The sequence below is a fragment of the Anaerotruncus massiliensis (ex Togo et al. 2026) genome, assembly GCF_900199635.1.
Taxonomy (GTDB): Bacteria; Bacillota; Clostridia; order Oscillospirales; family Ruminococcaceae; genus Anaerotruncus; species Anaerotruncus massiliensis.
In genome coordinates this window covers 2773356-2786968 of the sequence record NZ_LT962687.1, presented here as the reverse complement: position 1 = coordinate 2786968, position 13613 = coordinate 2773356, and the positions used below count along the sequence as shown (strand labels likewise).

At 64.6% G+C, this 13613-nt stretch carries 13 protein-coding genes; 8 read left to right on the top strand and 5 right to left on the bottom strand.

The features are described 5' to 3' along the window. Positions 1-10 precede the first annotated feature (10 nt). Positions 11-1162 carry a DEAD/DEAH box helicase gene (locus C1A13_RS13325; protein WP_101552807.1) on the bottom strand — a complete coding sequence of 384 codons (1152 nt, stop codon included), beginning with the start codon at positions 1160-1162 and terminating at the stop codon, positions 11-13. Positions 1163-1364: 202 nt separating this feature from the next. On the opposite strand from C1A13_RS13325, the gene C1A13_RS13320 reads away from it, so the two are divergent. The 6 genes from C1A13_RS13320 (at position 1365) to C1A13_RS13295 (ending at position 5850) form a co-directional block, all read left to right on the top strand. Further along, entirely contained in the window at positions 1365-2627 is a 1263-nt protein-coding gene (locus C1A13_RS13320; RefSeq protein WP_101552806.1) for a competence/damage-inducible protein A, read from the top strand. A gap of 181 nt (positions 2628-2808) precedes the next feature. Next, on the top strand, positions 2809-3306 hold the full coding sequence (locus C1A13_RS13315; RefSeq protein WP_101552805.1) for a DNA-deoxyinosine glycosylase: 498 nt from the start codon (positions 2809-2811) through the stop codon (positions 3304-3306). Between the two features lie 2 nt (positions 3307-3308). Further along, positions 3309-3770: an S-ribosylhomocysteine lyase gene (locus C1A13_RS13310; RefSeq protein WP_101552803.1), complete on the top strand. Its 462-nt coding sequence runs from the start codon at positions 3309-3311 to the stop codon at positions 3768-3770. Beyond that, a complete protein-coding gene (locus C1A13_RS13305; protein WP_101552801.1) occupies positions 3767-4111 on the top strand; it encodes an MmcQ/YjbR family DNA-binding protein in 345 nt (114 codons plus the stop codon). The genes C1A13_RS13310 and C1A13_RS13305 overlap by 4 nt, the downstream gene beginning before the upstream one ends. Continuing rightward, a complete protein-coding gene (locus C1A13_RS13300) occupies positions 4108-4809 on the top strand; it encodes a DNA alkylation repair protein (protein WP_172439291.1) in 702 nt (233 codons plus the stop codon). The genes C1A13_RS13305 and C1A13_RS13300 overlap by 4 nt, the downstream gene beginning before the upstream one ends. A gap of 312 nt (positions 4810-5121) precedes the next feature. Continuing rightward, positions 5122-5850 carry an NAD-dependent protein deacylase gene (locus C1A13_RS13295; protein WP_101552797.1) on the top strand — a complete coding sequence of 243 codons (729 nt, stop codon included), beginning with the start codon at positions 5122-5124 and terminating at the stop codon, positions 5848-5850. 81 nt (positions 5851-5931) lie between these two features. Here C1A13_RS13295 and C1A13_RS13290 read toward each other — a convergent pair whose 3' ends face one another. The 3 genes from C1A13_RS13290 to C1A13_RS13280 are packed head-to-tail and all read right to left on the bottom strand — an operon-like array spanning position 5932 to position 8489. Further along, positions 5932-6096 (bottom strand): FeoB-associated Cys-rich membrane protein, encoded by a 165-nt coding sequence (locus C1A13_RS13290; RefSeq protein ID WP_101552795.1) that lies wholly within the window; start codon positions 6094-6096, stop codon positions 5932-5934. 15 nt (positions 6097-6111) lie between these two features. Next, complete coding sequence (gene feoB, locus C1A13_RS13285) at positions 6112-8256, bottom strand: ferrous iron transport protein B (RefSeq protein WP_101552793.1); 2145 nt, start codon at positions 8254-8256, stop codon at positions 6112-6114. Further along, positions 8253-8489, bottom strand: coding sequence for a FeoA family protein (locus tag C1A13_RS13280; RefSeq protein ID WP_101552791.1), 237 nt, complete (start codon positions 8487-8489; stop codon positions 8253-8255). Before C1A13_RS13280 ends, feoB begins: the two co-directional genes overlap by 4 nt. 310 nt (positions 8490-8799) lie before the next feature. Here C1A13_RS13280 and C1A13_RS13275 point away from each other — a divergent pair, with 310 nt between their 5' ends. Further along, positions 8800-9633 (top strand): DegV family protein, encoded by an 834-nt coding sequence (locus C1A13_RS13275; protein WP_101552789.1) that lies wholly within the window; start codon positions 8800-8802, stop codon positions 9631-9633. 19 nt (positions 9634-9652) lie between these two features. Continuing rightward, positions 9653-10210 carry a flavodoxin family protein gene (locus tag C1A13_RS13270; RefSeq protein ID WP_158595615.1) on the top strand — a complete coding sequence of 186 codons (558 nt, stop codon included), beginning with the start codon at positions 9653-9655 and terminating at the stop codon, positions 10208-10210. Positions 10211-11313: 1103 nt separating this feature from the next. Here the strand turns inward: C1A13_RS13270 and C1A13_RS13260 are convergent. Continuing rightward, complete coding sequence (locus tag C1A13_RS13260; RefSeq protein WP_101552783.1) at positions 11314-13299, bottom strand: fructose-1,6-bisphosphatase; 1986 nt, start codon at positions 13297-13299, stop codon at positions 11314-11316. Positions 13300-13613: the final 314 nt, after the last annotated feature.

The following is a 13613-nucleotide window of genomic DNA, read 5'->3' as shown; positions in this document are numbered from 1 at the left end:
TCGATCGTTCTTACGCCTGGAAGAGGCCCTTTTCGACCAGGTCGCCGTTCTCGTCGAATTCGAGTTCGGTCACCTGCGAGCGGGTGTAGCGGATGATGTTGCGCAGCCGCTTGAGGTCGTCCTGGCTGTAGAAGATGTAGGAGGCGCCCTCCTTCTTCGCGCGGCCGGTGCGCCCGATGCGGTGGGTGTAGTACTCGTTTTCGAGCGGGATCTCGTAGTTGACCACCGCGTCGACGTCCTCGACGTCGATGCCGCGCGCGGCCACGTCGGTGGCGACCAGAATTTCGATCTTGCCCGCGCGGAAGTCGGCCATGATCTTGTTGCGCTCCGACTGGCGCATGTCCCCGTTGAGGCAGTCGGCGTTGAAGCCGCGCTCCCGCAGCAGGTTGCTGATGCTGGTGGTCGTGTACTTGGTGTTGCAGAAGACCATGACCCGGTGGTAGTCGTTTTCTTTCAGGATATAGCAGAGGTCGGCCATCTTCTGGCGGCCCACCGTTTCGAGCATGTATTGGCGGATCCTGGGCTGGCTGTCCTGCACCGGCTCGACGGTCAGCTCGACGTTGTCCCGCTGGTAGAGCCAGCCGATGTCCATGACCTCGCGGGAGATGGTGGCGGAGAACATCACCATCTGGCGCTCCTTGGGCAGGCGGTCGAGGATTTTGCAGACGTCCCGGTAGAAGCCCATGTCGAGCATCTCGTCCGCCTCGTCGAGCACCGCGATCTTCACCTGCGTAAGGTTGATCGTGCGGCGGTGCATGTGGTCGAGCATCCGCCCCGGCGTGGCGACGACGATCTGCGCCCCCCGCTTGAGGGCGTTGATCTGTTTATCGATCGGCTGGCCGCCGTAGACGGCCACCACCTTGATGTCGGGCCGGAAATAGGCGAGCTGGCGCAGCTCCTCCACGATCTGGGTGGAGAGCTCGCGGGTCGGGCAGAGGACGATCGCCTGCACCGCGGGCTTTTCGGGGTCGATCTTCTCCATGATCGGGATGCCGAAGGCGCAGGTCTTGCCTGTGCCGGTGGGGGCCTTGGCGATGATCTCCCTGCCCTCCATCATGACCGGGATCGCCTTCTCCTGGATCTCGGTCATCTCGGTGAAGCCCATCCGCTCCACCGCTTTCAACGTCTCTTCCGAAAGATTGAAATCACTGTATTGTGCCATTCCTTATAACGCTCCTTCATCATAAACCGCTTTATTATATCATAACGGACCCGCATGAGTAAAGGGGATGCGGCCTTTTTTCCCGGTCCGCGCGCCAAAAAGAGGGGTTTTGCGGCGCGCTTTCCCGAAAAGCCGATGCAAATACCGGGGGGACTGTGATATAATAGCTGTGTATAAACCAATTGGATTGGAGATAGCAAGCATGTCAGAATCGGCGGAAATCCTCTGTATCGGAACCGAGATCCTGCTCGGCAACATCGTCAACACCAACTCCCAGGTGCTCTCCCGGGGGCTGGCGGAGCTGGGGGTCAACGTCTACCGCCACACGGCGGTCGGCGACAACCCCGAACGCCTGCGCGAGGCGCTCGACGAGGCGTTCGCGCGCAACGACATCGTCATCACGACGGGCGGTCTCGGCCCCACCTACGACGACCTCAGCAAGGAGACGATCGCCGACTGGTTCGGCCTGCCGCTCGAGATGCACGAGCCGTCGGCGCGCGCCATCGAGGCGTATTTCGGCGGCATGAAGCGCCCGATGTGCCAATCGAACCTCAAGCAGGCGATGATGCCGCGCGGCTGCACCGTGCTGGAAAACCGCAACGGCACCGCGCCGGGCGCGATCATCGAGGGGAAGGGCAAGACGGCGATCATGCTGCCCGGTCCGCCCCGCGAGATGACCCCCATGTTCGAGCGGCAGGTGCTGCCCTATCTGGCGAAGCGCGCCGACCATGTACTGCGCTCCCACTGCATCTACTTCTTCGGAATCGGCGAGAGCACGCTCGAAAGCCAGCTGCGCGGCGAGATGCAGGCGATGAAAAATCCCACCCTCGCCCCCTACGCCAAGGACGGCGAGGTGATGCTGCGCGTCACCGCCTCGGCTCCGACGGAGGCGGAGGCGGAGCGGCTGATGGAGCCGGTCATCGCCAGCCTCAGGGAGCGGTATCCGCAGTACATCTACGGCGTGGACGTCGACAACCTCCAGACCGCCGCGGTGCGCGCCCTCAAGGACGCGGGGCTCACGGCGGCCGCCGCGGAGAGCTGCACGGGCGGCTACATCGCCAAGCGGCTGACCGACGTGCCAGGCAGCTCGGAGGTGTTCGGCTGCGGCGCGGTCACCTACGCGAACGGGGCCAAGGAGCGCCTGCTCGGCGTGCAGGGCTCGACGCTCGCGCGGTACGGCGCCGTCTCCCCGCAGACCGCGCGGGAGATGGCCGACGGCGTCCGCCGGCTCTCGGGTGCGGACATCGGCGTTTCGACCACCGGCGTCGCCGGGCCGGACGGCGGCACCGACGAAAAGCCGGTCGGGCTCGTCTATGTCGGAATCAGCAGCGAATGGCTGAACGACGTCGTCGAGCTGCGCCTCGGCAGGGGCTTCGATTACGGCGAGCGGGAGTTCATCCGCTATCTCGCCTCCTCCCACGCGCTCGCGCAGATCCTCCGGGCGGCGCAGAGCCGTCCGGAATAAACGGGGCGCCGTGCGGACACGGGGCCGGGCGGCGGGATTGCGGGGGCCGCAGGCCCCCGCGCGCGGACGCGAAGCGTCCGCGGCCCGCGCTCCGCGCGGGCATCCCGCCGCCGCCCCGCGTTCCCGCCGCGCCCCGCAAAGTCCAGCCGCACCCCATCACCCGGAAAGGGAGGCGTCCGCCATGCCCGCGCACATCGTACATACCATCCCGCCCGTCTATGACGCGCGCTCCCGCGTGCTCATCCTCGGGACGATGCCCTCCCCCAAGTCGCGGGAGCAGGGCTTCTATTACGGCCACCCGCAGAACCGCTTCTGGCGGGCGCTCGCCGCGGCGCTGGACGAGCCCGCGCCCCAAACGGTCCCGGAAAAGCGCGCGCTCGCCCTGCGGCGGGGGATCGCGCTGTGGGACGTGCTCGCCTCCTGCGACATCGAGGGCGCGTCGGACGCGAGCATCCAAAACCCCGTCGCCAACGATCTCACGCCGATCCTCGCGGCGGCGGACATCCGCGCCGTCTTTACGACGGGCAGGCGGGCCGCCGGCCTTTACCAAACCCACATCCGGCCGCGCACGGGGCTTTCGGCCCTGGCGCTGCCCTCGCCCAGCCCCGCGAACTGCGCCTGTTCCTTTGAGCGGCTCGTGGAGGCCTACCGGGCGGTACTTGATTATCTGGAGGACTGAATATGAACCGGATTGCCAGCTTCTGCGTCGACCACACCAAACTGGAAAAGGGCCTCTACGTCTCCCGCATCGACGGGGACGTGGTCACCTACGACCTGCGCATGTGCACCCCCAACGCGGGGATCTATCTCGAAAACGGGGCGCTGCACACGATCGAGCACCTCTTCGCCACCTATGTGCGCAACAGCCGCTGGACCGACGGGATCGTCTACGTCGGACCGATGGGCTGCCGCACGGGCTTTTATTTCCTGACCCGCGACAGCATCCCGAAGGAGGAGGTCATCTCCCTGCTGCGGGAGACCTTCCGGTTCATTGCGGGCTTCGAGGGGGAGATCCCCGGCGCGGCGGAGGCCGAGTGCGGCAATTTCCGTGACCACGACCTCGCGGGCGCGAAGGCTGCGGCGGCGGACTACGCGGCGGTGCTCGACGGCTGGACGCCCGAGCGGATGGCGTACCGCGCATGACCGGCCGGGAACTGACCGGCCTCTGCCTCACCTGGCCGGACGCCTATGAGGACTACCCGTTCGGCGACGAGTGGGCGGTCCTGCGCCACCGGGGCACCCACAAGATTTTCGCCATGGTCTTCGAGCGGGAGGGGAAGCTGCTCATGAACCTCAAATGCGAGCCGATGCAGGCGGAATTCTGGCGCAAGGTCCATCCGCAGGTGACGCCCGGCTACCACATGAACAAGACCCACTGGAACACCGTCGACGTAAACGGCGGGCTGGAGGAGGAGACGCTGCGCGGGATGATCGACCACAGCTGGGAGCTGACCGCGCCGAGGGAGAGGAGGAAATCCCGGTGACGACGGAAGAATATGCGGCGCTGAAAGAGCGCCTGCGCGCGATGGCCGATCCCGGCTACCGCGCCTTCCACCAGAAGCTGGTGCCCGAGGTGGAAAACCTGCTCGGCGTGCGCATCCCCGCGCTGCGCCAGCTCGCGCGGGAGCTCGCCCGCGGGGACTGGCGGGGCTACCTCGCCGCCGCCCAAACGGACACCTACGAGGAGACGATGCTCCAGGGGCTCGTGTTCGGGTGCGCGAAAATGGAGCCGGACGAGCTGTTCGGGCGCCTGCGGGAATTCATCCCCAAGATCGGCAACTGGGCGGTGAACGACAGCGTCTGCGCCGGGCTCAAGCTGGTGAAAAAGCACCGGGCGGAGACGCTCGCCTTCCTGCGGCCCTATTTTGCGGGCGGGGCGGAATTCGAGGTTCGCTTCGCGGTGGTCATGCTGATGGACTACTACGTCGACGAGGAGTACATCGGCGAGGTCCTGTCCCTTCTGCGGGCGGTGCGCCACGAGGGGTACTATGTCAAAATGGCGGTCGCGTGGGCGCTGTCCGTCTGCTATGTCAAGTTCCCCGAACGGACGCTGCCCCTGCTCGAGGGGGAGGCGTTCGACCCGCAGACCCGCCGCATGGCGCTGCAGAAGATCGTGGAATCCAACCGGGTGGACGCCCGGACGAAGGCGGAGATCCGCGCGCTGCGCAAGGCGGTCCGTTAAAAAAGGGCGGAAAAAAGCGGACTGTGCGACACAGCCCGCTTTTTTCGATCTATGTGTGTGTGGAAGAGAGAAGTAAGTCGAGTTTGATCAATTTTGATTATTTTTTAACAAGATTAGTCTATCACATTTTTCAGGAAAAATCAACCCCTTTTTGAAAATTTTTACAATTAAAGGGTTGTTTTACAGTTAATGTCAGGAGATTTTTTACAAGCGGGACGGACAGGAAAATCACTGGGACAATCAGGCATGTTCTACCAAAATTGATATTACAGTTAGAAGATTTTCGACAAAATGCTACAAGGAGGAATTTCGATGACCGGCACGGAAAAACTCCAGGAATTGATCGACAGGAGCGCCAGAATCGTCTTTTTCGGCGGGGCGGGCGTCTCGACCGAAAGCGGCATCCCCGATTTCCGCAGCGTGGACGGGCTCTATAACCAGCAGTACAAATACCCGCCCGAAACGATCATCAGCCACACCTTTTTCACGCGCAGGCCGGAGGAATTCTATGAATTTTACCGCGCCAAGATGCTTGCGCCCGACGCCAAGCCGAACCCCGCGCACCTCAAGCTCGCCGAGATGGAGGCGGCGGGCAGGCTCTCCGCCGTCATCACCCAGAACATCGACGGCCTGCACCAGGCGGCGGGCAGCAGGGAGGTGCTCGAGCTGCACGGGTCGGTCCACCGGAACTACTGCATGGACTGCCGCAGATTTTACGACGCGCGCTTCATCCTCGCGTCACAGGGGGTGCCCCGGTGCGTCTGCGGGGGCGTGGTCAAGCCCGACGTGGTGCTCTACGAGGAGAGCCTCGACGGCGGCACCCTCGAACGCGCGGTGCAGGAGATCTCCGCCTGCGACCTGCTGATCATCGGCGGCACCTCGCTGGCCGTCTATCCGGCGGCGGGGCTCATCCGCTACTGCGGCGGGAAGATCGCCGTCATCAACAAGTCCGCGACGCCGATGGACGGCCAGGCCGACCTGCTGGTCCAGGAACCGATCGGCCGGGTGCTCGGCGCGATCCGGGTGCGCGCCCCCCGTTAGCGTGGACGCGCCGTCCGGGCAAAAGAACGGCTCCCCCACCGCGCCCGGCGCGGTGGGGGAGCCTTGGTTTATAAAGGCGCGTTATTTCGGCCCGGGGTCCCGCTTTCTCGGGGAGCGGCACCCGTCCGCGTGGGGGCAGCCGGCGCAGCCGCCCCCGCACCTGCCCCGGTGGCGGACCGCGTAGCGCACCGCCAGCACCACGAGCAGCGCGAGCAGGCCGAGAACCAGATAATCGATCGGATGCATGGAAAACTCCTTTCGTCAGACGAACAGCAGGGCGGCGCGGTAGACGAAGAACGCCACCACCCACGCGAGCCCGCTCTGGCAGACCGCCATGGCCGCCGCGTGCCCGCCGCCGAGCTCCCGCTTGACGGCCGCGACGGCCGCGACGCAGGGGGTGTAGAGCAGTGTAAAGGTGAGGAACGCGACGGCCGCCGCGGGGGTGAAGATGCCGGCGAGCGCGGCGGGGAGGGTCGCGGTATTGGTGCCGGTGAGCACGGCCAGCGTGCTGACGACCGCCTCCTTGGCGGAAAAGCCGGTCAGCAGCGCGGTGGAGGCGCGCCAGTCGGTAAAGCCGAGCGGCGCGAAGATGGGCGAAAGGAACCGCCCGAAGGAGGCGAGCATGCTCGCCTCGCCGCCCGCGGCGACCACGTTGAGCCGGGTGTCGAAGGTCTGTAAAAACCAGATGACGATCGTGGCGATGAAGATCACCGTGAAGGCGCGGGTCAGAAAGTCCTTGGCCTTGTCCCACAGCAGCAGGAAGACGCTCTTGGGGCTGGGCATGCGGTAGTTGGGCAGCTCCATGACGAAGGGCACCGGCTTGCCGTGGAAGGCGGTGTTTTTGAGCACCAGCCCGCAGAGCACCCCGACGGCCATGCCCCCCGCATAGAGGCAGATCATGACGAGCGCGCGGTGGCTGGGGAAGAAGGCCATGGTGAACATCGCGTAGATCGGCAGCTTGGCGCTGCAGGACATGAAGGGGGTGAGCAGGATGGTCATGCGGCGGTCCCGCTCGCTCGAGAGGGTGCGGGTCGCCATGATGGCGGGCACCGAGCAGCCGAAGCCGATGAGCATCGGCACGAAGGAGCGGCCCGAAAGACCGATCTTGCGCAGCAGCTTGTCCATGACGAAGGCGACGCGCGCCATATAGCCGCTGTCCTCGAGCATCGAGAGGAAAAAGAAGAGCACGACGATGATCGGCAGGAAGGAGAGCACGCTCCCGACCCCCGCGAAGACGCCGTCGATGACCAGCGAGTGGACGACGGGGTTGAGCCCGTAGGCGCCGAGCGCCGACGAGACGGAGGCGGTGACGGCGTCGATGCCCGTCGACAGCAGGTCGCTCAAAAAGCTGCCGATCACCCCGAAGGTCAGCCAGAAGATGAGCAGCATGATAGCCAGGAAGATGGGGATGGCGAAATATTTGTGGGTGAGCACCGCGTCCATCCGCACGCTGCGCACGTGCTCGCGGCTTTCTCCCGGCTTGACCACCGCGGTGCGCACCAAATCGTCGATGAAGCAGTAACGCATGTCGGCGAGCGCCGCCTCCCGGTCGGTGCCCAGCTCCTGTTCCATCTCGGTGACGCTGTGCTCGACCATGTCCTTCTCATTTTCCGAGAGCGCCAGCCGCTCCATCATCGGCGCGTCCCCCTCCACCAGCTTGGTGGCGGCAAAGCGCGGCGGCACGCCGATGCGTTCGGCGTGGTCCTCGACGAGGTGGGCGACCGCGTGGATGCAGCGGTGCACCGCGCCCGAGCAGAAGTCGAGCCGCGCGGGGAGCTGCCGCGCGGCGGCGGTCGCGGCCGCCGCGTGGATGAGCTCGTCGATGCCCTCGTTTTTGACCGCCGAGATCGGCACGACGGGAACCCCCAGCTCCTCCGAGAGCTTTTTGATCTTGATCGTGCCGCCGTTCGCACGGAACTCGTCCATCATATTGAGCGCCACGACCATCGGGATGTGCAGCTCGATGAGCTGGAGCGTCAGATAGAGGTTGCGCTCGATGTTGGTCGCGTCGACGATGTTGATGATCCCGTCGGGGTGGGAATCCAGCAGAAAATCGCGCGTGACGATCTCCTCGTTCGTATAGGGGGAGAGGGAGTAGATGCCCGGCAGGTCGACGACCCGGATCTCGCCGAGGCGGCGGCGGTCCTCGTGCGCCTCCCGCATGGCGTCCCGCGCCTCGCGCAGCGCGTTGTCCCGCGCCGCCTCATGGAACGCGCGGTGCCGCTCCTCCTGCCGCATCCGGTGCCACAGGCGGGGAATCGCCCCGCGTCCCGCGCGGGTGACGACCCCCTCCTTGCGCTCCACCGTCACGCCGGGGAAGTTCCCCACGTGCTGGTTGGAGCCGGTCAGCTGGTTGAAGAGGGTGGTCTTGCCGCAGTTCTGGTTGCCCGCAAGCGCGAAGATCATTGCGCGTCCTCCTCTGCTTCCAGTTCGATCTCCCGCGCGTCCTCAAGCCGCAGGGTCAGCTCGTACCCGCGCAGGTGCAGTTCGATCGGGTCGCCCATCGGCGCGACCTTGCGCACCATCACCCGCGTCTTCGGGGTGAGGCCCATGTCGAGCAGCCGCCTGCGCAGGGCGCCCGCGCCGCCGACCTTCAAAATGATGCCGCTGTTTCCCACGCCCAGTTGATCCAGTGTCATATGTACCCCTCATTGCCTGCGGTTGCAGGACGTTTCCAATCGAATTGTTAGCCACGGCTTACATGATACGCCATCCCATATCCTTTGTCAAGTGGAGCGGGCGGCGGCTTTTTGCACAACATTCCCTGCCACGCGCATTGATTTATCGGGCAAACTGCGGTATGATAAACCTAACTGTAAATTTCGCGGCGCGCACGCGCCGCAATCGTCCGCCGTGGGCGGACCGGCCGCCGGGGCGGCCGCAAAACGGCGGGTCCGTTTTGGATTGCGGCGGAGGGCGCTGGGGCCGCGGTGGAAAGGACCTGAAACGATGGAATACAAACTGGTTGCCGACAGCTGCTGCGAGCTGGTTCCCGCGCTTACCGGGCCGCTGAACGCTCGGACGGCGCCGCTGACCATCCTGCTCGACGACGTGAGCTACGTCGATGACGATTCGATGGACATCCCGCGGTTTCTCGCGGCCATGAAGCAGAGCCGCCACATCCCGAAATCCGCCTGTCCCGCGCCCGACGTGTGGGCGAGGCTCTTTCTCGAGGCGGAGGAGGTCTTCGCGGTCACCCTTTCCTCCAAGCTGAGCGGCTCCTACAACAGCGCGATGGTCGCCAGGGAGATGGTCGAATCGGAGCATCCGGGCCACCGTGTGCACGTCTTTGATTCCCTCTCCGCGTCCGCCGGGGAGATCGCCGTCGGCATCCGGATCAAGGAGTGCGCCGAGGCGGGGATGGCGTTCGACGAGATCGTCCGCGAGGTCACCGCGTTCATCCACGGGATGAAGACCTATTTCATCGTGGAGAACCTCGACACCCTCATCAAGGCGGGCCGTATGGGCAGGCTGACCGGCTATGTCGCGTCCGCGATGTCGCTGCGTCCGATCATGATGGGGGACGCCGGCGAAATCAAGCTCTATGAAAAGGCGCGCGGCTCGGTGCGCGCCTTCACAAGGCTGGTCGACATCATCGGCGAGCGGCGGAGTAATTTCTCCGACCGCACCCTCGTCATCACCCACTGCAACAATGAACGGCAGGCGCATTTCATCCGCGCGGAGGCCGCCCGCCGCTACAACTTCAAGGAGATCGTCGTCGCCCCCACCCGCGGCATCAGTACAATGTATGCGAACGAAGGCGGCGTCATCATCGCATTTTGACCGGACGGAGGAATGTGGCATGAAAAAGAACATCCTGGTATTGGTGGGGAGTCCGCGCCCAAAGGGCAACAGCCAGGTCCTCGCGGAGGCGTTCGCCGCCGCGGCGCGGGAAAAGGGGCATGAGACCGAGGTCCTGCGGGTCAGCGGCATGAAGATCGCGGGCTGCCAGGCGTGCGAGCGCTGCTGGAAAAAGGACGGCCTGCCCTGCGTCCAGCAGGACGACATGCAGAAGCTCTATCCCAAACTCAATGTGGCGGACATGATCGTCTTTGCCGCGCCGATCTATTACTTTGGATTTCCCGCCCAGCTCAAGGCCGTCATCGACCGGTTCTACCCGCTCTGCCACGGCGACGACAAGCGCCGGGCGTTCGCGGACAAGGAGAGCGCGCTCATCCTCTGCGGCGCCTCCGAGGAGGAGGACGACTTCGAGCCCGCCGTCGCAAACTACGAGGTCATGGCCGACTATCTCGGCTGGGAGGACCGCGGTATCCTCGTGGCGTCCGGCCTCGGCGACATCGGCGATGCCGCGAAGAGCGAATGGCTGGAGGCCGCGCGCGATTTGGCAATGGACTTGTAGGGGTTTGCCGCTCGGCGAGCGGCGGAGGTTGTCGGTGGCCGACCGACGGCGGTTTTAGATTGTCCGCTCATCGAGCGGCGTAGCTTGTCGGTAGTCGACCGACAGCGACCCCTTAGACATACCGCTCGTCGAGCGGCGTAGTTGCCGGGTCCCGCCCCGGCGGGCGGCCCCATTTCTTGTACGGACAAGAAATGGGGGAAAGAAGCCGCAGGGGGCCATGCCCCCTTGACCCCCGCGTCGCCTCCAGTTGGCCTACGGCCAAAGTCGGCGGCGCCCTGTCACGGATCAGCGAACAAGCTTACAGCATCCCGTCAGCCGCCGCGCCGCGGGCGCAATGCCTCTGCCGGCGAGTCTCCAGAACCGAATCGGACGTGCGTTCGGGGAGGCACGTCCGCTTTTGCGTGGCGCGCATCTCCCACGGGGAGGCGGAAAACTGCGCGGCTACGCCGCGCACGCGCGCAAGGCGCGCGAACGCCCGGGACGGGCGTTGTTTTCCGCCGTGCGTCTTCGGCGAGCCATCCGGCTTCGGTCGTTGGGAGCGCAGGGCGTATGTCAGCTGCGGCCCCTGCCCGCAACTGACCCCGCGATCGGTCAAGCGATGCATGTGCCCCTACCCGACAAGCTCGCCGCGCCTTCCATTCCTACCTGTTGGGAGCACCCGCAACCTGAGTTGTGCCCACAGCTGGTGTACCCGTGGGGTGTGACGGTAACCTGCGGGTACTGGCAAGGTACTCCCGGAGATTCCTAAGAACCCGGCGGAGGGTTCTTAGGCGGACTTTTGGTTCCTTTTCGTCCGTCCGAAAAGGAACCCGTGGCGCGCGGCGGAACGCGCTCGTGATTCTTGCCGCTTGGAAAGCGGCAATTCCCGTGAAAGCCCCGCCGGGCGCAGCGCGGCAAATCTAAAACCGCCCGCCGGGGCGTGACCCGGCAATCTATGCCGCCAAAGGCGGCGCATTGAAAGCGCCCCAGAGGGGCGCGTAAAAGGCTTGCCAGACGCAGTGCGGCAAATCCAAAGCGCCCTGGAGGGGCGCAAAAAAGCCTCTGCCCGCAGGGCGGAAAATCAAAAAAAGGAAAGGCCGCCCAAAAGGGCGGCCTTTTCAAAATCAATAGGAATTCCTCTCTTTGATCTCTCCGGTTTTAAAGGCGATAAGCAGCCATTTGAGGTCCTCGATGTTGCGCCGAAGTTCCTCGCCGATGTCGGTCTCGGCGATCTTGATGCGGGATTCCATCCGCTCGAACACCACCGAGGTGGAGACGATGTCCTTGTTGTTGCGGATGGCGTTTTCCCGCCCGGAGAAGGGCTCGTGGGAGGCGATGCGGATGCCCCAGGAGTTGTAGATCAGGGTGTAGCCCGCGATGCCGGTGGTCGGCTGGTAGGCGCGGCAGAAGCCGCCGTCGATGACGATCAGCCGCCCGCCCGCCTTGATGGGATTCTCCCCGTCCTTCGACTTGACCGGCACATGGCCGTTCACGATGTGGCAGTGGGGGCCCTCCAGGCTGAACTCCCGCAGAATGCGGATGCAGACGTCCGCGTCGTTGTAGTAGGAGTAATAGGGGTTTTTGCGCTCCACCCACGTCGTCTCGTCGGGGACGAGCGCCCGCTCAAAGGTGGCGATGTGGTCCCGCCCGAAGAGGGGGGAGTTGCGCCCGCACCAGAGGAACCACAAAAAGTCCTTGCCTGACTGTTTTTCGGACGAGCCCTCGGGGGCGTAATAGCCCTGCCGGGCCAGCGCCTCCGCGTGGTCGAAAAAGGCCCGGCCCGCGAGCTTTTCGCAGCCGATGGAAAATTCCATGAAGGAACTGTCGTCGTTCATCGGGATGCAGCCGTGATAGAGCAGGTTGCCGTTGTAGCATTTGTAAAGCCCGCCCTTGGTGTAGAGGAAGCGCGCGTGCCGCTGGAGCTTCTCGCTGCTGAGGAAGGCCGCCTTGAGCTGCGCCATGACCCGCTCCTCCTCGGGGGAGAGGGCGTAGGGGTTCGCGCGGTCGACGGTGGGAAGCTCGGTGTCCCGCAGCGGGAAGTCGGCCCCCCCGATCCGCACGGTGCGGTTCGCGTAGTCGATCTTGTCGAGCAGGAGCCGGTCGTCCATGCCGAATGCCGGGTTGCGTAAAATGATCTGCCCCTCGAGCTTGAAGAGGATGACCGCGATCGCCTTGTGCATCCGCGCGGCGAGCGCGGCGTCCTTGGCGTCGAAGGTGGCCGCGTCGACCGGCCCCTTGGGCAGGAAGCGCGAGACGTCCACGTCGCGGTAAACCTCGTTGGCGAAGAGCGCCAGCGGGCGCAGGCTGATGCCGTAACCGGTCTCGATCACCTCGAGGTTGTTGTAGGTGATCGAGTTGTTGAGCACCGTCGCGATGCAGGTGCGGCTGCCGGTGGCCGCACCCATCCAGAGCACGTCGTGGTTGCCCCACTGGATGTCCACCGAATGGTGCGCCATGAGGGAATCGAGGATGATGTCGGCGCGGGGGCCCCGGTCGAAGATGTCCCCCACAATGTGCAGGTGGTCGACGATCAGCGTCTTGATGACCCCGGACACCGCGGTGATGAAATCCTCCGCGCGGCCGAGATGGATGATCGTCGAGAGGATGTTTTCATAGTAGTCCTTTTTGTTGTGCACCTCGTAGTTGGTGTTGAGCAGCTCGTCGATGATATAGGCGTAGTCCGCGGGCAGCGCCTTGCGCACCTTGGACCGGGTGTATTTGGAGGTGACGAGCCGGCAGATCTCGATCAGCCGGTGAAGGGTGAGCTTATACCACTCCCCGATGTCCCCGACCGTCTCGTGGATCTCCCGCAGCTTCTCCTCGGGATAGTAGATCAGCGTGGCCAGGCGCGCGCGCTCCTCCCGCGTCATCGTGTTTTCAAAGAGGATGTCGCATTTTTCCCGCACCGCGCCCGACGCGCTGTTGAGGATATGTAAAAACGCCTCGTACTCCCCGTGCAGGTCGGACATGAAATGCTCGGTGCCCTTGGGCAGGTTGAGGATCGCCTGGAGATTGATGATCTCGCTGCTTGCCGCCCGCGTGTTCGGGTATTGCCGGGCAAGCAGCTGCAAATACCGCAGGTCGCTCACCCGTCCGCTCCCTTTGTCCATCTGTTTTCTCCTCCTTCCGGCCTTCCTGAAGGAAAGCCTGCCGTACACAACGACCGCCCGGATGGGGACGCCGTCCGCCCGAAGGGCAGGCGGCGGCAAAGAACCGTTGATACAGGCCGCCCGCCGCCCTTGGCGCGAACGGCTTTTATTCATTCAGCCGCGCCCGCGCGCAGGACCCCCGCCCTGTGTGTAAAGGACTTTTGGCACGGCCTGCCGGTGACGCCGCGGCATATCCCGTTTCGGGGCAATGACCGCTCTCCGGCTATTATCCCATAAATCCCCGGCGTGTTCAATGCATTTTTTGGCAAAGGTTG